The following is a 26,949-nucleotide window of genomic DNA, read 5'->3' as shown; positions in this document are numbered from 1 at the left end:
TGCTATTCGGCCTCGGGACCGGCGGCCACCCACTGCCGCAGACGTTCCAGCGGCTCGCGGTCGATGGTCAGGAACCGCAGGCCGGCGAAGGCCTGGCCGGGGGTGTTGGCCGGCGCCGACCAGACCAGGTGTGCGCCCACGTCGATGGGCTGGTCCTGGCCGCGCGCATCCTGCAGGTGGAAGCGCAGCTGGTACAGCGCGTCGTCCACCACCGGTTCGGTGGCGACCAGCAGCATGCCCGATTCGGACAGATTGCCCAGCCGGCCGATCACCTGTTCGGTCATCAGGTCGAACACGGCGACCGGCTTGGCTACGGCGCGCCGGCGGGCACGGCGGAACTCGCGCATCATGCGGCGTCTCCTGCGGGTTCGCCGCCGCGGCCGGTGAGGCTGCGCAGCGCGCTGAGGGTAGCGTTCCAGGCACGGTCGATCAGGCGGCCGCGATCCTCGGTGACCACCTGCGCCTGGCCCTTGGCCATCAGGTGGGCGAGCGTGTCCAGCGAGTGCTCGCCGACGCGCTGGCCGCGCTGGTTGACGAACAGGGCATTGCCGGTGACCGGGCTGAACCACGACAGGCGCTGGCGCTGCACGTCGCCCTGCTGGTTGCGGGTGAACTCGAACCAGGTGCCGAACGGCAGCGTGCGCAGGTAGTCGTAGCACTCCTGTTCCTGCGGTGTGCGCGACTGCACGGGCTTCTTCTTCACCTCGCCCTGGCCGCCGAGGCGCGCGCGCGCCTTGAGGCGTGCGGTCAGCTCGGTGCGCGAGGTGCTTTCGTCTTCCTCGGCGCTGGACAGCCGGCGCGCGATCGCCGCGGCTTCGTCCTCGTGGTATCCCACCTGGACCAGCGATTTTTCGATCTTGCCCGCCAGCGCCGGGTCGGGCGCCTGCGCGGTGGTGGTGGCCGCGACGATCTCCAGCGTGGTCTGCAGCTGGTCGGCCCATTCGGTGGACGATTCGCCGTTGCGCAACTGGGTGAGCGTCAGCACGTCGGCCCAGGCCTGGCTGAGCAGGGCCTGCACGAATTTCTGCGGCTTGGCCTCGGCCATGGCCGATTCGATGGTGTCGACGGCCCGCTGCTTGGCGATCTCCAGCCGGTCCTTGCCGCGCGCGGCTTCGATCTGCCGGCGTTCGGCCAGTTCGGCCTTGCGCGCCGCCGCCTGCAGGTGCTGCTGCACGTCGCGGTTGGCGTCCTCGAAGACCGCTTCGTCGCCTTCGTAGGTCTCCACGACGGTCTCGACGGCCTTGTGCAGGCGCTGCACCAGGTGCGGATCGACGTCGTCGTCGCCCAGCCAGGTGGCACCGGACTCGGCGACCGTGTTGAGCAGGTCGCGCGCGGGATGCTGCGCGCGCAGGAAGAAGTTGCGGTCGCGCAGCGCGGCCTGCACGACCGGCACCTGCAGCCGCACCAGCATGTCGGCGGCGGGCGCGTCGTGCTGCACTTCTCGCTCGATCTCGTTGTACAGCAGGTCGAGCAGCTCGAAGGTGTCCGAATCCGCGCTGGCCAGCGTGGCGCCGGGGCCGTGCGTGGCGCGGACCTGGGCCAGCATGGCCTGCTGCAGGTCGGCGACGGTGCGGCGCGGCTGGTCCGGCGTGCGCGCGGGCAAGGGTGCCTTCTGCAGCGTCTGCAGCGTGCCCAGCACGTCGGGCGTGGGCAGCAGACGACGCGGGGCGGGCGTGTCGGAGGATCCGTCGCCTTGTGTGCCGCCCGATGCGCCCCCGCCACCGCCGCGACCACTACTGCCGCCGCCGCTGCCGCCACCGGCGCCGCCACCGGGCGCGCCGCCGCCGTCCCCGGAGCCCGCCGCGCCGCCGCCGGTGTTTCCGCTGGCACGATCGGTGAGAGGAGCAAGTTCGCCCGCCTGGGCCAGCGCATCGGCCTGCAGGCCGCCGCGGCGGATGGAGAGCAGTTTCTGCAGTACCTCGAACGAGCCGGCCATCGCCTGTGCCGGCGCGCCGCTGGCGGCCGCGTCGGCAGGCGCTGCGCCCGTGGCGGCGCTCGCCGAAGACGCAATCTGGCCGTCACCGTCGTTCGTGCCGGTCAGTGCGCCGGCCACCGCGTGCAGCTGTTCGGGCGACAGCGTGGCCCAGTGCGAGCCGCCGGATGGGCTCTGCCAACTGGTCATCGGCCGCGCGCCACCGCGTGCCTCATCGCTCGGCGGACGCACGATCTCGAGGTTGCGCGCACGTCGCGGCGTGTAGGCCAGGCCGGGCAGGATGCCCTCGCGGGCCAGGAACTGGTTCACCGTGTTCGCCCACTCGGTGTAGTTCAGCATCACCTTGTGGTCGAAGCTGCGATACAGCACCAGTTGCGCGTCGATGGACAGGTCGAGGCACTGGGCCGCGTCCTTCAACAGGTGGCACAGGCGGTACGGCCCCAGCGGCAGCGTCTCGGCCTCATAAGCCGGGCGGCAGGCGAGCACGCCGAACCGCTGGCCGAGCATCATGATCTGCGCATTGCCGCGCTGCTCGTGCCGGCGCGCGACTTCGCGCAGCACGATCTCCTGGTCCATCACCGCGTCCTCGACCAGGGTCAGCGTCTGGTAGTCCAGCCGGACCTGCGGCTGCTCGCCCGTCGGCCGCGTGCTGCGGATGCCGGCCAGCGTCGCCTCCAGCGCGAACATGTAGTGCGGCACCAGGTCGCCGCGGTTCTTCTGCAGCGAGCGCAGGTCCACGAAGATCTGCGCCTGCGCGTTGTTGCTGCGGGCCTGCTCGGCCTGCTTGAACAGTTGCTGCTCGAACTCCACCAGCATGCCGTTCAGCGCCGACACGAAATCCGTGGCGATATGGTCGAGCAGGTTCTGCAGCACGCGCCGCACGCGCGGCGGCAGGGCCGACGATGCGATCGTGGTCGGCGCGGCAGCGGACGTAGGCGGTCGTGTCGCGGTCATCGGTGCAGTGGGCTCCCCTGTAGCCGCATCATTATCACACCCGGTGTTGCCTGCGCACCCCTCCGTCGGCGTGTGCGGGCCAGGCGCGGATCAGGACTCCAGGAACAGTTCGATCACATCGTTGGTGAACCGCCGTCCCAGCGCCGTGGGGCGCACATGGGTCGCGGACAGGTCCAGCCAGCCGCGCTGCAGGGCCTGTTCCAGTGCCGGGGCGATGCTCGCCAGCGGCAGGCCGGTGGTGGCGGTGAAATCGGCCAGCGCAAAGCCTTCCTGCAGCCGCAGCGCGTTGAGCATGAACTCGAACGGGCGGCGATCGGGACTGATGTCGTCGTCGCCCCCGATGGCCTGGGCGGTACCGGCGGTGGCCAGGTAGGTCGCCGGATGCTTGACCTTCCAGCGCCGCAGGATCTGCTGCGTGGCGCCGACGGTGATCTTGCCGTGCGCACCGGCGCCGATCCCGATGTAATCACCGTAACGCCAGTAGTTGAGGTTGTGCGCGCAGCGCCGGCCTGGGCGCGCATACGCGCTGACCTCGTAGTGCGCGTAGCCCGCATCCGCCAGCAAGGCCTGGCAGTGCTCCTGCATGTCCCAGGCGTGGTCGTCGTCGGGGATGCCCTGCGGCGGCCGCGCGAAGAACACCGTGTTCGGCTCCAGCGTCAGCTGGTAGTGCGAAACATGCGTCGGCTGCAGGGCGAATGCGCGTTGCAGGTCGTGTTCGGCCATCGCCAGCGTCTGCCCGGGCAGGGCGTACATCAGGTCGAGGTTGAGGTTGTCGAAGCCGGCATCCTGCGCCAGCTTCACCGCATGCTCGGCTTCGCGGCTGTCGTGGATGCGGCCGAGTTTTTCCAGGCTCGCATCGTCGAAGCTCTGGATGCCGAAGCTGATGCGGTTCACCCCGGCCGCGGCGTAGCGGTCGAAGCGGCCGTGCTCGGCGGTGCCGGGATTGGTCTCCAGGGTGATTTCCAGCCCGGGCGCGAAGCGCAGCCGGCTGCTGGCGCCTTGCAGGAACCGGTCGATCGCCTCCGGCGGGAACAGGCTGGGCGTACCGCCGCCGAAGAACACGCTGTGCACCGTGCGCCCCCAGACCAGTGGCAGGTCCTGGTCCAGGTCGCGCAGCAGCGCATCGACGTAGTCGTCGAACGGCAGCGCGCCGTTGCCCTGGTGCGAGTTGAAGTCGCAGTACGGGCATTTGCGCACGCACCACGGCAGGTGCACGTACAGCGACAGGGGCGGCGGGATCAGCATGGGTCAGGGCAGGTCGCGCAGCCGCTGTTTCAGTCCGGCCAGCGCCTTGCCGCGATGGCTGATGCGGTTCTTTTCGTCCAGCGGCATTTCCGCTGCGGTCTGTCCACGCTGCGGGTCGAAGAACACCGGGTCGTAGCCGTGTCCGCCGCTGCCGCGACGCTCGTGCAGGATGCGCCCTTGCCATTCGCCTTCGACGATCAGCGGTTGCGGATCGTGCGCGTGACGCAGCAGCACCAGCACGCAGTAGAAGTGCGCACCGCGCTGTTCGCCGGCGACGTCCTTCAGCGCGTCCAGCAGCTTGTCGATGTTGCGCCCGGCGTTGCCGTGCTCGCCGGCGTAACGCGCCGAGTACAGGCCGGGCGCGCCGTTCAGCGCATCCACGCAGATGCCGGAGTCGTCGGCCAGTGCGGGCAGTCCGGTCTGCAGGCTGGCGTGGCGGGCCTTGATCAGCGCGTTCTCGACGAAGGTGGTGCCGGTCTCGTCGGCATCCTCCACGCCCAGGTCGGACTGCGCGACGAGTTCGATGCCGGTGTCGGCCAGCAGGCCGCGGAGTTCTTCCAGCTTGCCTTGATTGGAGGAGGCGAGGACGAGTTTCATGATCGATCAGCCCTTCGGTTGCAGCAGGTCCCAACGGTTGCCGTAGGCATCGCGGAACACCGCGACGGTGGCGTACGGCTCCTCGCGCGGGGTTTCGAGGAATTCGACGCCGGCGGCGGTCATGCGCGCATGGTCGCGCCAGAAATCGTCGGTCTGCAGGAAGAACCCCACGCGTCCGCCGGTCTGGTCGCCGATGCGCGCACGCTGTTCGTCCGTGCTTGCGACGGCCAGCAACAAGTCGGTGCTGCCGTCGCCGTCCGGGGCCATGCGCACCCAGCGCTTGCCGCCGCCCAGGTCGGTGTCCTCGCGCAGCGCGAAGCCCAGCGCATCGCGGTAATGCGCGATGGCGCGGTCGTAGTCGTCGACCAGCAGGGTGACCAGGCTGAGGATCTGCATGAGGATTACCGGATATCCGTAGGAGCGCCCCATGGGCGCGATGCTTTTTCTCGAATCCACCTCAAGAGCATCGCGCCCATGGGGCGCTCCTACAAGGGAGATGGAACTCAGCCCGCCAGCGCCGCCCGCTGCGCGGCGAACAGCTCGCCGATGCCCTTCTCGCCCAGGGCGAGCAGCGCATCCAGTTCGTCGCGGCGGAAGGCGTGGCCTTCGGCCGTGCCCTGCAGCTCGATGAAGCCGCCGCCGTCGTTCATCACCAGGTTCATGTCGGTGTCGCAGTCGCTGTCCTCGGGGTAATCCAGGTCCAGCACCGGCACGCCGCGGTAGATGCCCACCGAGACGGCGGCCACGGCGCCATGCACCACGTCGCGCTTGATGTCGTTGCGCGACTTCAGCCAGTTCACCGCATCCACCAGGGCCACGTAGGCGCCGGTGATGGCCGCCGTGCGGGTGCCGCCGTCGGCCTGCAGCACATCGCAATCCAGGGTGATGGTGCGCTCGCCCAGTGCGCCGCGGTCCACGCAGGCGCGCAGGGTGCGGCCGATCAGGCGCTGGATCTCCAGCGTGCGTCCGCCCTGTTTGCCGCGCGAGGCTTCGCGGTCGCTGCGGGTGTGGGTGGAGCGCGGCAGCATGCCGTACTCGGCGGTGACCCAGCCTTCGCCCTTGCCGCGCAGGAAGCCCGGCACCTTGTTCTCCACGGTCGCCGTGCACAGCACGCGGGTGTGGCCGAAGCTGACCAGCACCGAGCCCTCCGCGTGGCGGGTGTAGTTGCGCAGGATGCTGACATCGCGCATCTGGTCGGGCTGGCGGCCACTGGGGCGGGAGAAGGACATGGGGACATCCGCAATGAGGGGGTCGAAGTCTACCAGTCCGCCCGTCCGCGCCCGGCCGGCGCCGTGCAGGCTGCTAAGATGCGCCGCTCACTGATCCGATGGGCACCTGCATGATCCGCAGCATGACGGCATTCGCCACCGGCGAACGCGCCACCGAGGGCGGCACGCTGGCGGTCGAACTGCGCGCGGTCAACCACCGCTTCCTGGAACTGGGCGTGCGCCTGCCGGACGAACTGCGCGCGCTGGAGCCGGCCCTGCGCGAACGCGTGGCGTCCCGCGTCTCCCGCGGCAAGCTGGACCTGACCCTGCGCCTGCGTGCCCCCGAGGGCGAGGGCGCCCTGCAGATCAATCCGCGGGTGATCGCGCAGCTGTCGGAACTGGCGCTGGATCTGTCGCTGCGCCTGCCCAACCTGCGCACCGAACTGACCGACCTGCTGCAGTTTCCCGGCGTGCTGCAGAGCAAGGGCGTGGACATGGAGGCGTTGCAGGCCGAGGCGCTGACGCTGCTGGACGCGGTGCTGGACCAGTTCGTCGCCGCGCGCGAACGCGAGGGCGGCAAGCTGGTGGCGGCCATCCTGGAGCGCGTGGACGGCATCGCCGCGCTGGCGGCCGACGTCCGCACGCTGATCCCGCAGATCCGCGCCGGCCAGCGGCAGAAGCTGCAAGCGCGCCTGGCCGACGTGGCGCAGAACATGGAACAGGGCCGGCTGGAACAGGAACTGGTGATGTGGCTGCAGAAGCTCGACGTGGACGAGGAACTCGACCGCCTCGACAGCCACGTCAAGGAGATCCGCCGCGTGTTCACCCAGAAGGAACCGCAGGGCCGCCGGCTGGACTTTCTGCTGCAGGAATTCAACCGCGAAGCGAACACCCTGGGCTCCAAGTCCGTCGACGTCCGCACCACCAATATCGCGGTGGAACTGAAAGTGCTGATCGACCAGATCCGCGAACAGGTGCAGAACATTGAGTAGCGGCGGGAATCGGGAATGGGGAGTGGGGAATGGGAAGGGCATGAAGCTTCCCGTTCGCCGACTCGTGTCCTGCGTTCACGGTGCCACGCTTCTACAATTCCCCAGTCCCCATTCCCGATTCCCGGTCCCCTGATGCGCGGAACCCTCTACATCGTCGCGGCCCCATCGGGTGCAGGCAAGAGCAGCATCGTCAACGCGGTGCTGGCGCGCGATGCCGACATCGCGCTGTCCATCTCGTTCACCTCGCGCGGCGCGCGCCCAGGCGAGCGGCATGCGCAGCACTACCACTTCATCACCGCCGACGAGTTCAAGGCGATGATCCGGGCCGGCGACTTCTTCGAGTACGCCGAAGTCCACGGCGACTGGAAGGGCACCGCGCGGCAGTCGGTCGAGCCGCAACTCGCGGCCGGCAAGGACGTGCTGCTGGAAATCGACTGGCAGGGCGCGCGGCAGGTGCGCGAGAAGGTGCCAGAGGCGGTCAGCGTGTTCATCCTGCCGCCCTCGCGCGACGCGCTGGAGCAGCGCATGCGCGCCCGCGGGCAGGACAGCGAGGAGGTCATCCAGCGCCGGCTGGCGGCCGCCCGCGAGGAGATGTCGCACTACGCCGAGTTCGACTACGTCATCGTCAACGACGTGTTCGAGGCCGCCGTCGAGCAGATGCACGCCATCTTCACCGCCAGCCGCCTGCGCCGGGAGGCACAGGACATGCGCCACGCCGGCCTGATCGCGGCGCTGCTGGCCGAGTAGCGGCCGGCCGCCCCGGAGCCGAGTTCGCCTGGCTGCGCGCGCTGGAAACTGGCGTGGGGGAGACGCGGGGCAAGCCCCGCGCTACGGTTCGCGCAGCCGACCTGGCCCTTAAATCCTTGATTTTGAAGGAAAGGCTTGCATTGTCCGGGCCGGCTGCCTACAATCCCGGCCCCTTTCCGTATTCACTGCGCGGCCTGTCTGGTCGCCGGGAGCCCGCATGGCCCGCATTACCGTCGAAGATTGCCTGGAAGTCGTAGATAACCGTTTCGATCTGGTCACGATGGCCGCCAAGCGCGCCCGCCAGCTGGCGAACGGCGTGGAGCCGACCATCGACAACAGCGAACACCAGGACAAGCCGACCGTGCTGGCGCTGCGCGAGATCGCCGCCCGCAGGATCGACAACGAACTGATCGACCGCGTCGAGAAGGCCGAGCGCGAGCGCGCCGAGCGCGAGGCGCTGGAGTGGGCCGCCGCTGAAGTGGTGGCCGACGACGACCTGTCGAAGGGCGACGACTGATCGCTCTCGACTAACGTTCCGATCGGAACGGATGATCGACGGAAGGCCCGCGCAAGCGGGCTTTCCGCGTTTCAGGGCGCCGCAAGCGCGTTGCCGTGGCGACGTGACTGGCATAGTCTGGCGGCATGAATTCAGGTCGTACCGCCAAGGCACTCCGCAGCCCCGCGTCGTCGCGTGACGAGGGTGTGCCCGAGTACGTCGCCCAGTTCGAGAAAACGGCCTCGTACCTGCCGAAGGAGCAGCTGCCGCTGCTGCGGCGCGCCTGGGAGGTCGGTGCCGCCGCGCACGCCGGGCAGACCCGCAAATCCGGCGAGCCCTACATCACCCACCCGGTCGCCGTGGCCGGTGTGCTGGCCGAACTGGGCATGGACGCCGAGACGCTGATCGCGGCGATCCTGCACGACACCATCGAGGACACGCCGTTGACCGGCGTCGACATCGCCGCCGAATTCGGCGAGTCGGTCGCCGAACTGGTGGAAGGCGTCACCAAGCTGGACAAGCTGAAGTTCCGCGACCGCCAGGAGGCGGCCGCCGAGAGCTTCCGCAAGATGCTGCTGGCCATGTCGCGCGACCTGCGCGTGATCATGATCAAGCTGGCCGACCGCCTGCACAACATGCGCACGCTGGGCGCGCAGAGCGCCGAGGCGCGCGGACGCATCGCCCGCGAGACGCTGGAGATCTACGCGCCCATCGCGCAGCGGCTGGGCATGAACCTGGTCAAGTCGGAGCTGCAGGACCTCGGCTTCCGCGCGCTGCACCCGTGGCGGCACGCGGTGATCGAGAAGCACATCCGCAGCCAGCCGGTGATGCGCCGCGAGTCGATGGCGCAGATCGAAGCGCACCTGTCGCAGCGTCTGGCCAAGGAAGGGATCGAACATCGCCTGGTCAGCCGGGTGAAGACCCCCTGGAGCATCTACAACAAGATGCTCGGCGAGGGCAAAAGCTTCGACCGGGTGATGGACGTGTTCGGCTTCCGCGTGGTGGTCGACTCGGTGCCGGACTGCTACCACGCGCTCGGCGCCGCGCACGCGCAGTACAAGCCGCTGGACGGGCGCTTCCGCGATTTCATCGCCATCCCGAAGGCCAACGGTTACCAGTCGCTGCACACGGTGCTGTTCGGTCCGTACGGGTCGCCGATCGAAGTGCAGATCCGCACCACCGAGATGGACCTGATCGCCGAGCGCGGCATCGCCGCGCACTGGACCTACAAGTTCGGCACCGATTCGCCGAACAGCGCGCAGAACCGCGCGCATGCGTGGATCGTCGAGCTGATCGACAACCAGCGCGCCGCCGGTTCGTCGCTGGAGTTTCTGGACAACGTCAAGGTCGACCTGTTCCCGGACGAGGTCTACCTGTTCACGCCGAAGGGCAAGATCCTCTCGTTGCCGCGCAACGCCACCGCATTGGATTTCGCCTATGCGGTGCATACCGACGTGGGCAACCAGGCGGTCGCCTCGCGCGTGGACAAGAAGCTGGTGCCGCTGCGCACCAAGCTGGTCAGCGGCCAGAGCGTGGAGATCATCACCGCCAAATCGGCGGCGCCGAAGCCGCAGTGGCTGGAGTTCGTGGTCACCAGCAAGGCGCGCACGGCGATCCGCCACCAGCTCAAGCAGCTGGAACACGAGGACGCCGTGCAGCTTGGTCACCGCATGCTCGACCGCGCGCTGGAGGACCTGGACAGCTCGCTGGAACGCCTGCCGCAGCAGCGCCTGGAGGCGTTCCTCAGCGAGCACAAGTATCCGCGCTTGGAAGCCTTCCTGGCCGACGTGGCGCTGGGCAACTGGATGCCGTCGCAGGCGGCGCAGGCGCTGACCGCATTCGCCGAACTGCGCGCCGGCGGGCATTCCAAGCATTCGCAGGAAAAGATCCTGATCACCGGCGGCGAGCGCGGCGTAGTCAGTTTCGCGCAGTGCTGCCAGCCGATCCCCGGCGACGAGATCATGGGCTACCACACGGCCGGCAAGGGCATCGTGGTGCATCGGCTGGATTGCCCCAACGTCACCGAGTTCCGCAAGTCGCCCGAGCGCTGGGTGCCGATCGCGTGGGATGCCAAGGTCACCGGCGACTACGATGCCGCGCTGCTGATCGACGTGGAGAACCGCCCCGGCGTGCTGGCGCAGGTCGCCGCCGCGGTCGCCAAGAGCCTGTCCAACATCGAGCGCGTCGAATACCTGGAGCGCGACATCAACGTCGCCGTGCTGCGCTTCTCGATCCAGGTGCGTGATCGCAACCATCTGGCGGAAGTGATGCGCCGGCTGCGGCGCCTCAACGTCGTGCATGGCGTGCGGCGGCAGTGATTGGGGATTCGTTGTTGGTGATTCGTGATTGGGCAGTGACGTAGGGCGGGCCTTGGCCCGCCGTCTTCATGCCCGTGCCTGCGACGATGGCGACTCATGTCCATCGCCTGCACCGATCAATGCCATCGCGATCCGAGTGATCGCGATGGCGGGCCAAGGCCCGCCCTACGTAGAATCCGGGTATCCACACAGGAGTCACGAATGAGCAAGCAGATCATCCATACCGAGCAGGCACCCGCCGCCATCGGCCCGTACTCGCAGGCCGTGCGCGCCGGCAATACGGTGTACTTCTCCGGGCAGATCCCGCTCGACCCGGCCACCGGCAATCTGGTCGACGGCGACATCGCCGCGCAGGCACGCCGCGCCTTCGACAACCTCAAGGCGGTGGCGGAAGCGGCGGGCGGCTCGCTCGACCGCATCGTGCGGCTGGGTCTGTACCTGACCGACCTGTCGCAGTTCGCGGCGGTCAACGCGGTGATGCAGGACTATTTCGCCGCGCCGTATCCGGCGCGTTCGACCATCGAAGTGTCCGGCCTGCCGAAGGGCGCGGCGTTCGAGGTCGACGCGGTGATGGTGCTGGAGTGATGGCCGGGTCTCCGTAGCGCCAGGGCTTGCCCGGCGCCGGAGGCATCCGGAAGTTGGGCACGGGAGCGAACGCCAGCGGAGCAAGCTCCGCTCTACGTTGAGAGCCGGCACCGCGCTACGAGGGACAGATCGTTCTCCAGTGGCCGTTCGTGGTGAGCTCGTCGAACCACGCTTTTCGCCGCAAGGCAGGACTGCCGTGGATGGTCGAGCCATCGCAAAGCGCGTGGTTCGACAGGCTCACCACGAACGGGGCACGGGTGCGCGGACTCCGCGGCGGGGAAGGCGCCAGGGCAAGCGGAGCAAGCTCCGCCCTACGCGGGGCGTCGTCGGGTTTCGCTGGGGGTGTGGCCGGTCCAGCGCTTGAACGCGCGGCGGAACTCGCGCACGTCGTTGAAGCCGATCTGGCTGCCGACGGCGGCGATGGTGGTTTCGGCATCCTGCAGCAGCTCGAGTGCCCGTTCGGTGCGCACGCGATCGTGGATGGCGCTGAACGTGGTGCCTTCCTCGGCAAGCTGGCGGCGCAGGGTGCGCTCGCTCAGGTGCAGCGCCTCCGCGACATCGGTCATCTGTGGGTTGTCGCGCAGACGCGGGCGCAGCTGGCGTTCGACCGCCGCGGTGGTTTCGCCGCGCAGCGACATCGCGGTGAGCTGTGCGCGGCACAGGGCCAGCGCCTGCCGCGAGGTCACCGGGTTGTAGCTGGCGAACGGCAGCTCCAGCCAACGCCGGTCCACCACCATCGCGTGCTGGGGCTGGTCGAAGCGGACCTCGCAACCGAACAGGTCGTCATAGCGCGCGGCATAACGCGGTGCCGGATAACCGAGTTCCAGCCGCAGCGGACGGAACGCCGGCCCCGCCAGTTCGCGGGCCAGCATCAGCGTGCTGGCGAACATCTCCTCGCACAGGAACGGCAGCAGGTCGGTGGCCTCCTCCGGTGCGGTCGCCACCACGGCGAGGCTGCCGTCGTCGCGGTCCTGCAGGTCCAGGTCCATCAGCGGGCCGAGGTTGCGCTGGTACTCCAGGCCGATCTGCACGGCGTCGCCGAACGTCGGCGCGGTCTTCATCGCCAGTCCGAGCAGGCCGAAGTTGCCGCCGTTCTGCTTCTCGCCCATCGCCAGGCCCACGCCGTCGATCGGCAGCGTCGGCAGGGCACGGCGGATGATCTCGCTGGCCTGGCGGTAGGACACGCGCGCCTGCGGATCGTGGATCTCCTGCACGTTCAGGCGCATGCCGGCGAACCAGCTGTCCGCCTTCACGCCGAATTCGCCGGCCAGCAGCACCAGGCCGCACAGCATATTGGTGGGCAGGTTGGCGATCGACAGGCGATGGCCCAGTCCGGTCTTCCAGCGCATCGAAGCCCTCCAGCTTGTCCGCTTTACCCCCCGTAGTATGCCGCTCCCGCCCTCCGTGCGGCACCTGCCCGCGCACCAGACTGCGGGGCACTACGCAGGCGTATGGGAGGGGACCTCATGCAACGCACCATGTCCGTGGCGGTGGCCGGCGCGTTGGCGCTGCTGACGGGCGCCTGCCAGAAGGCGCCGGAAGCTGAACCCGTCGCGGCCGCCGACGCCGCCTTCGCGACGGCCCTGCAGGAGCGCCTGCTGGACGCCAAGCCCGGCGACGTCATCGAGATCCCGGCCGGTCGCCATGCCTTCGACCGCAGCCTCAGCCTGCGCGCCGACGGCGTGACCATCCGCGGCGCCGGCATGGACAAGAGCGTGCTGAGCTTCAAGGGACAGAAGGCCGGCGCCGAGGGCCTGCTGGTCAACGGCGACGACTTCACCATCGAGAACCTCACCATCGAGGATTCCAGGGGCGACGGGCTGAAGATCAGCGAGTCGTCGAACATCACCATCCGCGGCGTCAAGGTCCAGTGGACCGGCGGTCCCAGCACCAAGAACGGCGCCTACGGCATCTATCCGGTACTGACGAAGAACGTGCTGATCGAGGACACGGTGTCCATCGGCGCGTCCGACGCCGGCATCTACGTGGGCCAGTCCGACGGCGTGATCGTACGGCGCAGCCGTGCCGAGCAGAACGTGGCCGGCATCGAGATCGAGAACACCATCAACGCCGATGTCTACGAGAACGTGGCCACCGGCAATACCGGCGGCATCCTGGTCTTCAACATGCCGGGCCTGTCGCAGCAGGGCGGCAACATCCGCGTCTATGCGAACAAGGTGATCGCCAACAACCACGAGAACTTCGGCGCGAAGGGCACGCCGGTGGCCAGCGTGCCGGCCGGGTCGGGCATCGTCATCAATTCCAACGACGACATCGAAGTGTTCGGCAACGAGATCCGCGACAACGCGACCGCCAACATCATCGTCTCCAGCGTCTATTCCACCGGCTACAAGGACAGCAGCGCGTCGCCGAACTTCGATCCGTATCCCGAGCGCATCTTCATCCATGGCAACACGCTCTCCGGCGGCGGCGATTCGCCGGACGGCTTCGACCTGAAGGCGCTGAAGGTGGCCACCTACGGCCTGCGCGGCACCTTTCCCGATGTGCTGTGGGATGGCTACTTCAACAACGAGCGCGTCGTCGACGGCAGGAAGATCGGGCCGCAGATCTGCCTGCGCGATGTCAGCGGCGTGGTCAATGCGGACGGTCCGGGTGGCTACAAGAATCCGAACAAGGACGCCAGGCTGCACGACTGCGAACTGCCGCGCCTGCCGGCGGTCGATCTGAAGCGCGGTTGAGGCGAGCGCATGCGGCTCAGCGCGGCGGTGCTGCTGGTGGCCCTTGCGGCCGGGATGGCGCTATCCGCCTGCCGACCGGCATCGCGCGTGCAGTTCTTCGCCGAGGGCCAGCCGGCCACGCTGGACGAATGGGGCGTGCTGCGGATCGAAGACGGTCGCCTGCGTCTGAACGAAGGCGTCGTGCCCTACGACCTCAACACGCCGTTGTTCAGCGACTATGCGCACAAGCTGCGCACCGTCTGGATGCCGGCCGGCACCTCGGCGACGTACCAGCCGGAACAGAGCTTCGACTTTCCCGTCGGCACCATCCTCAGCAAGACGTTCTACTACCCGCTGCCGGAAGGAGAAGCGTGGGACGGCACGTCGGTCGCACGCACGCCGCCGTCGCAGTCGTCGCTCGAAGGGGAATCGCTGGACCTTGCGGAGGTGCACCTGATCGAGACGCGGCTGCTCGTGCATCGCGCCGAAGGCTGGGTCGCCTTGCCCTACGTGTGGAACGACGCGCAGACCGCCGCCACGCTGAAGCGCACGGGCGAGCTGGTCGAACTCGAGCTGGTCGATGCGCAGGGCCAGCGCCAGCCCGTGAGCTACCAGGTGCCGGACCAGAACCAGTGCGGCGGCTGCCATATCACCGACAACAAGTCGCGCAAGCTGCTGCCGATCGGGCCGAAGGCGCGGCATCTGAATCGTGATTTCGACTACGTGGGCGGCAAGGAAAACCAGCTGGCGCATCTGGTCCGCATCGGTTACCTGACGGGCATGCCGGCGAATGCGCCGCGTCTTGCCGATGCGATGGATGCCGAAGCCCCGCTCGATGCCCGCGCCCGCGCCTATCTGGACATCAACTGCGGCCACTGCCACAGCGCCACCGGCCCGGCCATCACCTCCGGCCTGTGGCTGGACGCGCACACGCAGGACAAGCTGAAGCTCGGTTTCTGCAAGCAGCCGATCGCGGCGGGCAAGGGCACGGGCAACCGTTTGTACGACATCGTCCCGGGCCGCGCGGCCGATTCCATCTTCGATTACCGGTTGGACAGCGATGACCCCGCGATCATGATGCCGGAGCTGGGGCGCTCGGTGGTGCATCGGGAGGGGGTCGAACTGATCCGCGCCTGGATCGATGCGCAGCCGGGCAGTTGCGACACGGCGACTACGACAGGCAGTGAACCACCGCCGGCCCGCTGAGGCCGGTATCCGTACAACGCTTCCGGGAGGGCGTGATGAAAGTGATGCAACGGAATCTGGTCGTGGGACTTCGGCGGGCGCTGTTCGGCAGTTGCGTGGCGCTCGGTGCGAGCGGCACGGCGTGGGCGCAGGCGACGCCCGAGGGCGAACAGCAGGCCACCAACCTCGACACCATCACCGTCACCGCGCAGAGCCGGCAGCAGGAGCTGCAGGACGTGCCGATCGCGCTACAGGTCGTCGACCAGCAACTGCTCGACGATGTCGCGGCGGAGAACCTGGGCGACATCGACGCGTTCGTGCCCGGCCTGGTGGTCGACGCCGCCCAGCCCACGCAGCCGTCGTTCCGCCTGCGTGGCGTGGAAACCAGCGACTTCGGCATCGGCACCGATCCAGCGGTGGGCATCTTCGTCGATGGCGTCTATGGCGGTCGCGGCGGCGGCGTGCTGCTGCCGTTCCTCGACGTCGAGCGCATCGAGGTGCTGAAGGGGCCGCAGGGCACCTTGTTCGGCCGCAACACCGCCGCGGGTGCGATCTCGCTGGTGACGCGCCGGCCGCAGGATGAGACCGAAGCGCGTCTGCGCCTGCGGCTCGGCAACTACGGCAAGCAGTACGTCGACGCGATGTGGAACATCCCCGTCAGCGACGTCTCGGCGTTCCGCGTGAACGCGCTGTTCAACCACAGCGACGGCTGGTTCCAGGACGGCGCCACCGGCAAGGATCTGGGCGGCGAGAACGTGTGGGCCGCGCGCGCGGCGTGGCAGCTGCGCATCGGCGACAACACCACGGCGCTGCTGAGCTGGGACCACGAAAGCCTGGACCAGAACGGTCGCGTCACCACCGGCATCGTGCCGTTGCCGGCCTATCCGCAGCGACCGCCCGTGCCGGTCGATCCGGACGACTACTTCGACCCGCGCAAGGTGCCGACCTACAGCGACGCGGAGAACGCCGAGTGGCGCACCTTCGATGGCGTCACCCTGATCTTCGATCACGCGTTTTCCTGGGGCAACCTGACCTCGACTTCGTCCTGGCGCGAATACGATTCGCTGAACCAGACCGAAGAGGACGGCACCAATCGCGCCGACCTGTACATCGATTCGGTCAACACCGAGAGCAACGAGACCTTCTACCAGGAGCTCAAGTTCGCCGGCAGCAACGCGCGACTGGACTGGGTAGCCGGCGCGAGCTTCTTCAAGGAGGACGCGCGCCAGACCAGCGAGGTAAACACCAACACCGAGGCGGTGGACAACATCGTGCGCAATCTCGGCATCGCGCCGACGCCGGACGGCAGCCTGTTCGGCTTCACCTCGCTGCTGGCGCAGATGAACGGCATCCCGGTGTCGCTGGTGGGCGACCGCTGGAACGAGCGCTTCAACAACACGCTGTCGACCACCGCCTACGCGGCGTTCGGCGATGTCATCTGGCGCGCGACCGATCGGCTCAATCTGACCTTCGGCCTGCGCTACACCCGCGACGAGAAGGATTTCACCTGGCTCAACACGCCGCGCAACGCGCCGGAGCTGGAAGCCAAGCTGGCGCTGCTGGAGTCGCTGGGCTTCTTCGCCGCGCTGGGGCAGCTGGGCATCCCGATCAGCCGCGAGACGCTGACCTTCGACATGGCCTTCATCGACCCGCCGGCGATCGTCAACAAGGGCGTGCTGGTGCGCGACAAGCGCAGCTGGAGCGATGTCAGCCCGCGCTTCGTCGTCGACTACCACCTCGACGACAACACCATGGTGTTCGGTTCGCTGGCCAAGGGCTACAAGGCCGGCGGCTTCAATGCGCTGCAGATCGGTCCGGCGTTCGAGAACGAGGACGTCTGGAACCTGGAAGCCGGCATCAAGCAGTCGTTCGGGCGCTTCGCCTGGAACGCGTCGCTGTTCCACTACCGCTACGACAACCGCCAGTCCGTGCGGCTGATCGATCCCGATCCGAACAATCCGGTCGATATCCCGCGTTTCGTGTTCGACACTGGCGACCTGGAGGCCACCGGCCTCGACGTGGACCTGCGCTGGAAGGTGACCGATGCCTTCACCCTGGATGCCCAGGCCGAGTGGATCGATTCCAAGTACAAGGACTACATCACGCCGGAAGGCGTAGACCTGGATGGCGAGCCCACCGGCGAGCCGCGTTTCACCGCCTCGTTCGGTGCGGCCTACCAGGTCGACCTGGCCGGGCGCGGCGAGTTGCGCTTCTCGGCGCGGCACGCCTATCGCGGCCGCAGCCGCTGCAATGCCGGTTCGGACCTGCAGGGCGATTGCGGGGTCAACGCGCTGCTCGACATCGGCGAGGCGCGCGACCGCACCGACCTGCGGATCGGCTGGACCGCGCCGCAAGGGCACTGGAGCTGGGCGATCTACGGCAACAACGTGTTCGACAACCAGTACGTGAAAGGCCTCAACACCTACGGCCGCGGACCGCTGGGGCTGGTGGGCGCCACCATCACCGAGCCGCGCACCTACGGCATGGAAGTGGCCGTGAAGTTCTGAGCCGCGCGGCGACGCGCTGGACGTGGGCCCCGGCATCGTGAGGTGCCGGGGTTTTTGTTTGGCGGCGTTCCCGGCATCCTTGTGCGATGCCTGCACGTCGCGACACGCCTGCCATCGAACTTTCCGCCGAACCGTTGAGCCGCCTGCCCGGCGTGGGACCCCGCGTGGCGGAGAAGCTCGCGGCGCGCGGACTGGCGACGATGCAGGACCTGTGGCTGCACCTGCCGCTGCGTTACGAGGACCGCACGGCGATCACGCCGATCCGCCTGCTGCAGCCCGGTGTGCCGGCGCAGGTGGAAGGGCGGGTGGAAGCGGTGGAGCGCGGCTTCCGCTATCGGCCCGTGCTGCGGGTGGCAGTGGCCGACGACGGGCATGGCTCGCTGGTGCTGCGCTTCTTCCATTTCCGCGCCGCACAGGTGGCGCAGTTCGCGGTCGGCACGCGCATCCGGTGCTACGGCACGCCCAAGCCCGGCCAGAACGGTCTCGAAATCATCCACCCCAGCTATCGCGTGCTCGGCGATGACGACGACGCGGCGTTGGGCGAGGCACTGGATCCGGTCTATCCGGCCATCGAAGGGCTGGGGCCGGCGAGCATCCGCAAGCTGGTCGGACAGGCGCTGGAACGGCTGCCGGACAACGATCAGCTCGAACTGCTGCCCGCCACGCTGCTGGAAGGCCTCGGCTTGCCCTCGCTGCGCCAGGCCCTGCTCACCATGCACCGGCCGCCGCGCGATGCGGATGTCGCGGCGCTAGCACTCGGCACGCATCCCGCGCAGCGCCGACTGGCGATCGAAGAGCTGCTTGCGCACCACCTGAGCCTGCGCCGGCAACGGCTGGCGTTGCAGAAGCATCGTGCGCCGGCACTGAAAGGCAAGGGCGCGCTGGTGAAGGCACTGGTCAAGGCCTTGCCTTTCACGCTGACGGGCGCGCAGCAGCGCGTGTTCGCACAGATCCGCGAGGACATCGGCAAGCCAACGCCGATGCTGCGGCTGGTGCAGGGCGATGTGGGCAGCGGCAAGACCGTGGTCGCCGCGCTGGCGGGCATGCTGGCGGTCGAGGCGGGCAAGCAGGTGGCGCTGGCCGCACCCACCGAACTGCTGGCCGAGCAGCACCTGGCCAACCTGCGCGCCTGGCTGGAGCCACTGGGCGTGCGCGTGGCCTGGCTGGCCGGCAAGGTCACCGGCAAGGCGCGCGCGACGGTGCTGGCACAGGTCGCATCGGGCGAGGCGCAGGTGGTGGTGGGCACGCACGCGCTGATGCAGGAGGCGGTGACCTTCCACGACCTGGGCCTGGCCATCGTCGACGAGCAGCACCGCTTCGGCGTGCACCAGCGACTGGCGCTGCGCGACAAGGGCGCGGGCGCCAACCGCGTGCCGCACCAGCTGGTCATGACCGCCACGCCGATTCCGCGCACGCTGGCGATGGCCGCCTATGCGGACCTTGACGTGTCCGCCATCGACGAACTGCCGCCGGGCCGCACGCCGGTGCAGACCGTGGCACTGAGCGCGGAGCGCCGGCCGGAACTGGTCGAACGCATCCGCACGGCCTGTGCGGAGGGCCGGCAGGCGTACTGGGTCTGCACGCTGATCGACGACAGCGACGAGGTGGTCGCGCAGGCGGCACAGACCACGTTCGAGGCGCTGTCGGCGTCCCTGTCGGAGGCGCGCGTGGCGCTGGTGCACGGGCGCATGAAGGCGGCCGACAAGCAGGCCACGATGCGCCGCTTCAAGCAGGGCGAGATCGACCTGCTGGTGGCCACCACGGTGATCGAGGTCGGCGTCGACGTGCCCAACGCCTCGCTGATGATCATCGAGAACGCGGAGCGCCTGGGCCTGGCCCAGTTGCACCAGTTGCGCGGTCGTGTCGGCCGCGGCGCGACCGCGTCCACCTGCGTGCTGATGTACCAGCCGCCGTTGTCGATGATGGCCAAGCACCGGCTGGCGACGATGCGCGAAACCAACGATGGCTTCGTCATCGCCGAAAAGGACCTGGAACTGCGCGGCCCCGGCGAACTGCTGGGAACGCGACAGACTGGCCTGGCGGCGTTCCGCGTGGCCGACCTCGCGCGCGATGCGGGCCTGCTGCCGCAGGTGCATGCGCTGGCAGAACGCTTGCTCGCCGACGCGCCCGCCACGGCGGACCGCGTGATCCAGCGCTGGGTCGGTGGCGCTGCGCGGTATGCCTCGGCGTAGCGTCGCGTAGAGCCGAGCTTGCTCGGCTGAACAGGTCCGTCGCAGCGGAGCAAGCTCCGCTCTACGCAAACGCCTAACGCTTCCCTGTCGCTGCCGGCGATGCGAGACTCGACGACCAGGAACACGAAGAGAAGAAGATGACGGACAGGATTCCCCTGCTGATCGACACCGATCCCGGCGTCGACGATGCCCTGGCGTTGCTGATGGCGTTCAACGATGCGCGCCACGACATCGTCGGCCTGACCATCGCGGCGGGCAACGTGGGCCTGCAGCACACCGTGCGCAATGCATTGAAGCTGTGCGAAGTCGCGGGTCGCGACGATATTCCCGTGTTCGCCGGTGCGCCGGCGCCCTTGCTGCATCCCTCGCCGGATGCGGGCTACGTGCACGGACAGGACGGCTTCGGTGATGTCGGCTTCCCACCGGCCGCGCGGCAGGCAGAGGCCGAACATGCTGCGTTGGCGATCCTGCGCCTGTCGCACGAACACGCGGGCCGGCTCGTGCTGGTCGCGCTGGGGCCGCTGACCAACATCGCGCTGGCGCTCAAGCTGGACCCGACGCTGCCGCAGCGGATCGCGCGCCTCGTGGTGATGGGCGGGGCGGTGACCTGCCACGGCAACATCACGCCGGCCGCCGAGTTCAATTTCTACTTCGACCCCGAAGCCGCGCACCTGGTCCTCGAGGCCTTCGACCGCTACGACCTGGCCGACTGGGAGGCCACCATCGCCCACGGCCTGCATCACGAGCGCGTGGCCGGCTGGCTGCAGGCCGATGCCGACCGCGCCCGGTTCTACGACCGCATTTCCGAGAAGACCCGCCTGTGGTCTGCCGACCGCCGCGGCGATCACTGGTACGCGGCCGATGCCCTGGCCATGGCCTTCGTGCTGGCGCCCGAGGGGGCCCTGGAACTGGCCGAGCGACCGCTGGCCATCGAACTGCAGGGCGCCCATGCCCGCGGCGCCTCGATCGTCGACTGGCGCCGGGAGGGTGGCCGGCCCGACAAGGCCAACATCCTGCTGCGCTACGACCAGGCCCGCTTCGAGGCCCTGATCGAGGCGGCCCTGGCCGCCGGCTGAGGGCAGGCTTGCACGGGCTTGGCGGGGCGGTTTACAATGCCGCTCTTCCATTTCCGCTACACGGTGTTACCGCCATGAAGGCCGACATCCATCCGAATTACCGCGAAGTCGTCTTCCACGACGTGACCTCCGATTTCAAGTTCCTGACCCGCTCCACGCTGGGCAGCAAGGAAACGACGAAGTGGGAAGACGGCAACGACTACCCACTGATCAAGGTCGAAATCTCCTCGGCTTCGCACCCGTTCTACACGGGCAAGCACAAGGTCATCGACACCAGCGGCCGCATCGACAAGTTCCAGAAGCGCTACGCGCGCTGATCGAACCGTCGTTCGCCTGATCCGCCTGCGGCCGCGCCTAGTGCGCGGCCGTTCGCGTTTGCGCGCGCACGATCGTGCAGCGTGCCGGAACGCAGGGTTGCGTCGGCGACCTCATTCTTTGGTCTGACTTTGGTGCGGTATCGAGCGACGGCTCCAGAGCGCTGTGCGATAATTCGGTTCATCCAAGGCTCATCGCCTGGACTCCCGTCACGCGCCGACCGGACCTCCGGCGGCGTTACCCCACGAAGGAGCGCACACTGTGTCCGAACTTGACCAGGTCACGCTGAATGCCGGCGACAAATCCGTCGTCCTGCCAGTCCTGAAACCCACGCTTGGCAACGACTGCGTCGACATTTCCAGGCTGACCAAGGAAACGGGTCTCTTCACCTACGACTCCGGTTTCACCGCCACCGCCAGCTGCAAGTCGGCCATCACCTACATCGATGGCGACAACGGCGTGCTGCTGTACCGCGGCTACCCCATCGAGCAGTTGGCCAAGCACTCCAGCTTCCTGGAAGTGTCGTACCTGCTGATGAACGGCGAACTGCCCACCCCGGCCGAATTCGCCAAGTTCGAGCACGAAGTCACGCATCACACGATGATGCATGAGTCGCTGAAGAACTTCCTGCACGGCTTCCACTACGACGCGCACCCGATGGCCATGCTGGCCGGCACGGTCGCCTCGCTGTCGGCGTTCTACCACGACACGCTGGACCAGGAAGACCCCGAGCAGCGCCGCCTGGCCGCCATCCGCCTGCTGGCGAAGATGCCGACCCTGGCCGCCGCCGCCTACCGCTACTCGATCGGCTGGCCGATCCGCTACCCGCGCAACAACCTCGAGTACGTCGACCGCTTCCTGCACATGATGTTCGAAGTGCCGAGCGAGCCGCTGGAAGTGAATCCGGTGGTCGCCAAGGCGCTGGACCTGCTGTTCATCCTGCACGCCGACCACGAGCAGAACGCCTCCACCTCGACCGTGCGCCTGGTGGGCTCGACGGGTGCCAATCCTTACGCGTCGGTCGCCGCCGGCATCACCGCCCTGTGGGGCCCGGCGCACGGCGGCGCCAACGAGGCCGTGCTGAAGATGCTGGAAGAGATCGGCACGCCGGACAAGGTGGAAACCGCGATCGCCAAGGCCAAGGACAAGGAATCGGGCTTCCGCCTGATGGGCTTCGGCCACCGCGTCTACAAGAACTTCGATCCGCGCGCCAAGATCATCCGCGAGATGACCCACAAGGTGCTGGGCGAACTGGGCGTCGACGATCCGCTGCTGGAAGTGGCGATGAAGCTGGAAGAAGCCGCGCTGAAGGACGAGTACTTCATCCAGCGCAAGCTCTACCCCAACGTCGACTTCTACAGCGGCATCATCTACAAGGCGCTGAAGATCCCGACCGAGATGTTCACCGTCATGTTCGCCATCGGCCGCACCGCCGGCTGGGTGTCGCACTGGCTGGAGCAGCAGGTCGACCCGGAAGCCAAGATCGGCCGTCCGCGCCAGATCTACACGGGCTACGCGCCGCGCGATTACGTGCCGACCGACAAGCGCTGATCCTGCAGCGCAAGCAGAAAAGGCCCCGCAAGGGGCCTTTTCTTTGCGCGCATCAGGCGTCGGCTTGCACCGCGACGCGGGTCGACAGGCCATGCAGGGCGAAACCGTGGATCGCCTCGTTGAGGGTGGTCGTGCAGTCCGACACGACGCTGACGCCGTAGCGCTCGGCTGCCGGCGACAGCGCGGTGAACACCACGCAGTTCTGCGTCATCATGCCCGCGATGCGCAGGCGGGTGACGCCCAGGTCCGCCAGCACATTGGCAAGTCCGGTCTGGTGGAAGCTGTCGGCATGCTGCTTCACGACCACGGGTGCGCCGGGCGCCGCGGCCAGGATGTCCGCGTGGATGCCGGCGCCGTGCGTGCCGGGCCGGAACAGCGGGCTGTCCGCGGAGGCGGCAACATGCTGGACCAGCACCACGGCCTCGCCACGGGCGCGGGCCCGACCGATGGCGGCGACCGTGGCGTCGAGGGTGGCCTCGGCATTCCAGAGCGGGAATGCGCCATGGGCGAAGTAATCGTTCTGGACATCGATGATGAGCAGGGCGGTGGTCATGCGTTACCTTCAAGGGAAAGGGACTGCGTCATGCTATGGACGGGCCGCCTCGGCTGTAATTGCAGCCCGCAAGAAGCGGCACCGTTTTCCTTGAGGATCGAAAGACATGCCCCTCGACAAGATGGACCGGACCATCCTTGCGGCCCTCGGGCACGATGGCCGCATGACCTGGCAGGCCGTCGGCCGCCAGGTGCACCTGACGGGACAGGCGGTGGCCACACGGGTGCAGCAGATGGTGGACGACGGCACGATCCGGGGATTCACGGTGCTGCGCGGCGACCTGCGGCGCTACTTCATCACGGTGTTCATGGACAGCCCGCAGTTCGATGCGTTCGAGGCGTTCCTGCAGGCGCATGCCGACGTGGAGAGCGCCAGCAAGATCGCCGGCGAGGGTTGTTATCACGTCACGCTGGCCTGCGGGAGCGACGCGGACCTGGAGGCGTTCACCCAGGCGCTGCTGCGCTATGGCCGCTACAAGGTCGCCAGCGAGATGCGCTGCGTCAAACCGTAAACGCACGCCTCAGCGGCGCGCGATTTCCTGTTCGTAGCCGGCGATGTCTTCTTCGGCGAGCAGCTGGCGCAGTTGCGTGGCGGATGCCCGCCGCATCGGCTTCTCGTCGACACTGGAAAGCGGCGCCTGCCGCAACGCGTCGTGTGGCAGCACCGTCAGGTCGAAGCTCAGCTCTTCGGCGCTGAACACCCACACCGGCAGGTCGGCGACGCGCTCCCGGTCGATGCGCAGCCGACGCTCGCGCGAGTCGGCGGGGATGCGATGTTCCTCCAGGAAGCGGGTCACCGCGTCCGGATCATCGCTGTGGACATGCAGGTGGACGGGCGTGCTGGCATCGGCCGTGCCCTCGAGCACCGGACCGACCAACCGCGGCGAGAATCCCGAGAGGAAGTCCAGCGCGCGCAAGGCGGCCTCGCGTCGCTGCCGCAGACCCGCCACGTGCGCCTCGCCGGCGAACAGGCGCTGGTACTCGCGCAATGCGTCTTCGATCTCGCGGTTGCGGGGCAGGGACGCGTCGTCGTGGATGCCCAGCCGGCTGGCGGCCTTGAGCTTGGCCTGGTGGAAGTCGCGGATGCCGCCTTCGGCCATCAGCCGGGCGGCTTCGTGCGCCAGGCGCTGGCGGCGTTCGCGGGTGCGTGTTTCGGCGTGCTGACGGGCGTGGTGCATGGGGAGCCTCCGCGTCGAAACTGACCGCGAATGTACACCATGTCCCCGACGTGTCCATGACGGCGCAGGCGCGCCGTCATGCGGTCTTCAGCGGAGAGGCGCGATCAGAAGATGTCGAAGGCTTCTTCGTCCGGCACCGCGTCTTCGGGGCCGTACAGGTCGTAATCCTGGATGCGGTCCATGTCCTCGATCTTCACCCATTCGGTCACCCCGTTGAGGGTGGCCTGCACCATGCCGTCGGGCGGATCGTTCGCCGCGACCGGCGCGTCCTTCAGCGCCGCGCGCATGTACTCGATCCAGATCGGCAGGGCGGCCTTGCCGCCGTACTCGCGATAGCCCAGCGACTGGAAGTTGTCGCGACCCACCCACACCACCGTAGCGTAGGTGCCGCCGAAGCCGCCGAACCAGGCGTCGCGATGGTCGTTGGTCGAGCCGGTCTTGCCGCCCACGTCTTCGCGCCCCAGCACCTTGGCCGCCGTGCCGGTGCCGCGCTGGACCACGTCGCGCATCATCGACACCAGCTGGTAGGCGGTGCGCTCGTCGATCGCACGCGGTGCGGTCACCGCATTCGGGTCGGCCGGCTTCTCTTCGGCCTTCGGCGTCTGCGTCGCGGCAGCCGCGGGCTTCGGTGCCTGCGCAGGACCGAAATTGAAGCCGTCCACCACCTGTGCGGTCGCCGTGCTGGTGCCGGCCTGGCCCGCGCCGCAGCCACGGCAGGCGACGGCCGGGTTCTCCTTGAACACCACGTTGCCTTCGCGGTCCTTGACCTGGTCGATGAACCACGGCGTCACGCGCGAGCCGCCGTTGGCGAACACCGCATAGCCGCGGGCCACCGACAGTGGCGTCAGCGAGGCCGTGCCCAGCGACATCGACAGGTTGGGCGGCAGTTCGGCCTCGTCGAAGCCGAACTGGCTGATGTAGGTGCGCGCGAACGGCACGCCGATGCCGTCGAGCAGGCGCACCGACACCAGGTTGCGCGACTGCACGAGCGCCTCGCGCAGGCGCATCGGGCCGCGGAAGCCACCGCCGTCGTTCTGCGGGCGCCACATGTGGCCGCGGCGGTCGCGGAACACGACCGGGGCGTCCAGGACGATCGAAGCAGGATTGAAGCCCTTCTCGAACGAGGCCGCATACAGGAACGGCTTGAAGCTGGAGCCCGGCTGGCGTCGCGCCTGGGTGGCGCGGTTGAACTTGTTGCCGGCAAAGCTGTAGCCGCCGACCAGTGCACGGACGGCGCCGTTGTTGGCGTCCAGCGAGACCAGTGCCGCCTGCGCACGCGGGACCTGGTCGATCACGTAGGTGCCTTCGTCCTTGCCCGCCTTGATGCGGGTCAGGTCGCCGCGCTTGAGCAGCTTGGCGGGCGAGCGCCCGGTCCACTTGCTGGCGGCGACCGGCAGGGTGATCTCCTTGCCGTCGGCCATGACCACCGTCGCGCTGCCATCGTCGGCGACGCGGGCCACCACCACCGGCAGCAGGCCGTTCTGGGCGGGAATCCCGCGCAGATGGGTGGCCAGCGCTGCGGCATCGGCGTCGGCAGCCACGTCGAAATGCTGTTCGACGCCGTTCCAGCCATGGCGATGGTCGTACAGGCCCAGGCCATCGCGGACGGCGTCGTTGGCGGCGGTCTGCAGGTGGGCGTCGAGCGTGGTGGTGACGTGGTAGCCCTTGGTCAGCGCCTCCGGGCCGAAGCGCGCGATCATCTCCTGACGCACCATTTCGGCCACGTACGGCGCGTAGACCTCGATCGGCCGCTCGTGCGGCTTGGCATGCATGGGTTCGGCCTTGGCCTGCGCGGCTTCGGCGGCGGTGATGTAGCCGTCCTCGCGCATGCGCTCGACCACGTAGGCGCTACGCTGCTGGTTGCGGCCCGGGTTGCTGATCGGGTTGCCGCTGGAGGGGAATTTCAGGGCGCTGACCAGGGTGGCGGCTTCGGCCAGGGTCAGCTGGTCCAGGGTCTTGCCGTAGTAGTACTCGGCGGCGGCGGCAACGCCGTAGGAGCGGTTCCCGAAGAAGCTCTTGTTGAGGTACAGCTCCAGGATCTCGTCCTTGGTCAGCATGTTCTCGATGCGCATGGCCAGCATCATTTCCACCAGCTTGCGGGTGTAGCTGTACTCCGAGCTCAGGAACCACTGCCGGGCGACCTGCTGGGTGATCGTGCTGCCACCGGCCACGCGGCCTTCCTTGCGGCTGACGATCTGCCACACGGCCCGGGCGATGCCGGTCGGGTCGATGCCGTTGTGTTCGTAGAACTTGCTGTCCTCGGCGGCGATGAAGGCCTGCTTGACCCGGGCCGGGACCTGGTCGATCTGTACCGGATAGCGCCGGATCTCGCCGTACAGGCCCATCAGCCGGCCGTCGCTGGCATAGATGTAGAGGGGTTCCTGCAGCTCGACGCTGCGCAGGGACTGGATGTCCGGGACCTTGGCCGAGACCGTGTAATACAGCACCCCCAGGCCGACCGCGCCGGCGAGGGCAAGTATCAGGAACGTGATGAGGGTCCAACGGAGAAGACGACGGAAACGGGACATCCAGTGCTTTCCGATTGCAGAATTCGTAACGGCAGAGTATAGATGACCGCTGGGATCGCCACAGGTGATCCCAAGGGGAACAGGGACTTGGGGAACAACCCTCGTGAAACGT

At 68.2% G+C, this 26,949-nt stretch carries 23 protein-coding genes; 13 read left to right on the top strand and 10 right to left on the bottom strand.

Going from position 1 to position 26,949, the window contains the following annotated elements; all coding sequences use genetic code 11:
* Positions 1-2 precede the first annotated feature (2 nt).
* The 6 genes from MMG85_RS03055 to rph all read right to left on the bottom strand — a co-directional run bounded on the left by MMG85_RS03055 (position 3) and on the right by rph (position 5,958).
* Positions 3-350 (bottom strand): PilZ domain-containing protein, encoded by a 348-nt coding sequence (locus MMG85_RS03055; protein WP_055940066.1) that lies wholly within the window; start codon positions 348-350, stop codon positions 3-5.
* Positions 347-2,887, bottom strand: a complete 2,541-nt coding sequence (locus tag MMG85_RS03050; protein ID WP_241044675.1) for a DUF1631 domain-containing protein — start codon at positions 2,885-2,887, stop codon at positions 347-349. Before MMG85_RS03050 ends, MMG85_RS03055 begins: the two co-directional genes overlap by 4 nt.
* A gap of 90 nt (positions 2,888-2,977) precedes the next feature.
* The gene (gene hemW / locus MMG85_RS03045; protein WP_241044674.1) at positions 2,978-4,132 is read right to left on the bottom strand and encodes a radical SAM family heme chaperone HemW; all 1,155 of its coding nucleotides are present in this window, start codon (positions 4,130-4,132) and stop codon (positions 2,978-2,980) included.
* A gap of 3 nt (positions 4,133-4,135) precedes the next feature.
* Positions 4,136-4,732, bottom strand: coding sequence for an RdgB/HAM1 family non-canonical purine NTP pyrophosphatase (gene rdgB / locus MMG85_RS03040; RefSeq protein ID WP_241044767.1), 597 nt, complete (start codon positions 4,730-4,732; stop codon positions 4,136-4,138).
* A gap of 3 nt (positions 4,733-4,735) precedes the next feature.
* On the bottom strand, positions 4,736-5,158 hold the full coding sequence (locus tag MMG85_RS03035) for a VOC family protein (protein ID WP_241044673.1): 423 nt from the start codon (positions 5,156-5,158) through the stop codon (positions 4,736-4,738).
* 74 nt (positions 5,159-5,232) lie between these two features.
* Positions 5,233-5,958 (bottom strand): ribonuclease PH, encoded by a 726-nt coding sequence (gene rph / locus MMG85_RS03030; protein ID WP_241044672.1) that lies wholly within the window; start codon positions 5,956-5,958, stop codon positions 5,233-5,235.
* A 110-nt stretch (positions 5,959-6,068) separates the two neighbouring features.
* On the opposite strand from rph, the gene MMG85_RS03025 reads away from it, so the two are divergent.
* The 5 genes from MMG85_RS03025 to MMG85_RS03005 all read left to right on the top strand — a co-directional run bounded on the left by MMG85_RS03025 (position 6,069) and on the right by MMG85_RS03005 (position 11,075).
* The gene (locus tag MMG85_RS03025; RefSeq protein ID WP_241044671.1) at positions 6,069-6,929 is read left to right on the top strand and encodes a YicC/YloC family endoribonuclease; all 861 of its coding nucleotides are present in this window, start codon (positions 6,069-6,071) and stop codon (positions 6,927-6,929) included.
* Positions 6,930-7,061: 132 nt separating this feature from the next.
* Positions 7,062-7,676: a guanylate kinase gene (gene gmk / locus MMG85_RS03020; RefSeq protein ID WP_241044670.1), complete on the top strand. Its 615-nt coding sequence runs from the start codon at positions 7,062-7,064 to the stop codon at positions 7,674-7,676.
* Positions 7,677-7,893: 217 nt separating this feature from the next.
* Positions 7,894-8,193 (top strand): DNA-directed RNA polymerase subunit omega, encoded by a 300-nt coding sequence (gene rpoZ, locus MMG85_RS03015; protein WP_055940079.1) that lies wholly within the window; start codon positions 7,894-7,896, stop codon positions 8,191-8,193.
* A gap of 125 nt (positions 8,194-8,318) precedes the next feature.
* The gene (locus MMG85_RS03010) at positions 8,319-10,490 is read left to right on the top strand and encodes a bifunctional (p)ppGpp synthetase/guanosine-3',5'-bis(diphosphate) 3'-pyrophosphohydrolase (protein ID WP_055940082.1); all 2,172 of its coding nucleotides are present in this window, start codon (positions 8,319-8,321) and stop codon (positions 10,488-10,490) included.
* Between the two features lie 201 nt (positions 10,491-10,691).
* A complete protein-coding gene (locus tag MMG85_RS03005; RefSeq protein ID WP_241044669.1) occupies positions 10,692-11,075 on the top strand; it encodes a RidA family protein in 384 nt (127 codons plus the stop codon).
* Between the two features lie 311 nt (positions 11,076-11,386).
* Here MMG85_RS03005 and MMG85_RS03000 read toward each other — a convergent pair whose 3' ends face one another.
* The gene (locus MMG85_RS03000) at positions 11,387-12,424 is read right to left on the bottom strand and encodes an AraC family transcriptional regulator (protein WP_241044668.1); all 1,038 of its coding nucleotides are present in this window, start codon (positions 12,422-12,424) and stop codon (positions 11,387-11,389) included.
* Positions 12,425-12,541: 117 nt separating this feature from the next.
* On the opposite strand from MMG85_RS03000, the gene MMG85_RS02995 reads away from it, so the two are divergent.
* The 7 genes from MMG85_RS02995 to MMG85_RS02965 all read left to right on the top strand — a co-directional run bounded on the left by MMG85_RS02995 (position 12,542) and on the right by MMG85_RS02965 (position 22,579).
* Positions 12,542-13,774, top strand: coding sequence for a parallel beta-helix domain-containing protein (locus MMG85_RS02995; protein ID WP_241044667.1), 1,233 nt, complete (start codon positions 12,542-12,544; stop codon positions 13,772-13,774).
* Between the two features lie 9 nt (positions 13,775-13,783).
* On the top strand, positions 13,784-14,959 hold the full coding sequence (locus MMG85_RS02990) for an SO2930 family diheme c-type cytochrome (RefSeq protein ID WP_241044666.1): 1,176 nt from the start codon (positions 13,784-13,786) through the stop codon (positions 14,957-14,959).
* A gap of 35 nt (positions 14,960-14,994) precedes the next feature.
* Positions 14,995-17,445, top strand: coding sequence for a TonB-dependent receptor (locus tag MMG85_RS02985; RefSeq protein ID WP_241044665.1), 2,451 nt, complete (start codon positions 14,995-14,997; stop codon positions 17,443-17,445).
* An 86-nt stretch (positions 17,446-17,531) separates the two neighbouring features.
* The gene (gene recG / locus MMG85_RS02980; protein WP_241044664.1) at positions 17,532-19,637 is read left to right on the top strand and encodes an ATP-dependent DNA helicase RecG; all 2,106 of its coding nucleotides are present in this window, start codon (positions 17,532-17,534) and stop codon (positions 19,635-19,637) included.
* Positions 19,638-19,774: 137 nt separating this feature from the next.
* On the top strand, positions 19,775-20,713 hold the full coding sequence (locus MMG85_RS02975) for a nucleoside hydrolase (RefSeq protein ID WP_241044663.1): 939 nt from the start codon (positions 19,775-19,777) through the stop codon (positions 20,711-20,713).
* A 74-nt stretch (positions 20,714-20,787) separates the two neighbouring features.
* A complete protein-coding gene (locus MMG85_RS02970) occupies positions 20,788-21,030 on the top strand; it encodes a type B 50S ribosomal protein L31 (protein ID WP_055940095.1) in 243 nt (80 codons plus the stop codon).
* A gap of 259 nt (positions 21,031-21,289) precedes the next feature.
* Complete coding sequence (locus MMG85_RS02965) at positions 21,290-22,579, top strand: citrate synthase (RefSeq protein ID WP_055940097.1); 1,290 nt, start codon at positions 21,290-21,292, stop codon at positions 22,577-22,579.
* Between the two features lie 52 nt (positions 22,580-22,631).
* On the opposite strand, the gene MMG85_RS02960 is transcribed toward MMG85_RS02965, so the two are convergent.
* Positions 22,632-23,132: an isochorismatase family protein gene (locus tag MMG85_RS02960; protein WP_241044662.1), complete on the bottom strand. Its 501-nt coding sequence runs from the start codon at positions 23,130-23,132 to the stop codon at positions 22,632-22,634.
* 106 nt (positions 23,133-23,238) lie between these two features.
* Between MMG85_RS02960 and MMG85_RS02955 the strand changes: the two genes are divergently transcribed.
* On the top strand, positions 23,239-23,643 hold the full coding sequence (locus MMG85_RS02955; protein WP_241044661.1) for an Lrp/AsnC family transcriptional regulator: 405 nt from the start codon (positions 23,239-23,241) through the stop codon (positions 23,641-23,643).
* Positions 23,644-23,652: 9 nt separating this feature from the next.
* Here the strand turns inward: MMG85_RS02955 and MMG85_RS02950 are convergent, their stop codons facing one another.
* Together MMG85_RS02950 and MMG85_RS02945 are read right to left on the bottom strand one after the other, a co-directional pair.
* A complete protein-coding gene (locus tag MMG85_RS02950) occupies positions 23,653-24,309 on the bottom strand; it encodes a hypothetical protein (RefSeq protein WP_055940103.1) in 657 nt (218 codons plus the stop codon).
* A gap of 104 nt (positions 24,310-24,413) precedes the next feature.
* Positions 24,414-26,837, bottom strand: a complete 2,424-nt coding sequence (locus MMG85_RS02945) for a penicillin-binding protein 1A (protein WP_241044660.1) — start codon at positions 26,835-26,837, stop codon at positions 24,414-24,416.
* Positions 26,838-26,949: the final 112 nt, after the last annotated feature.

The sequence above is a fragment of the Pseudoxanthomonas sp. LH2527 genome (genome assembly GCF_022539275.1).
In the GTDB taxonomy this organism is placed as follows: domain Bacteria; phylum Pseudomonadota; class Gammaproteobacteria; order Xanthomonadales; family Xanthomonadaceae; genus Pseudoxanthomonas_A.
This window is presented reverse-complemented; position numbering and strand designations above follow the sequence as displayed.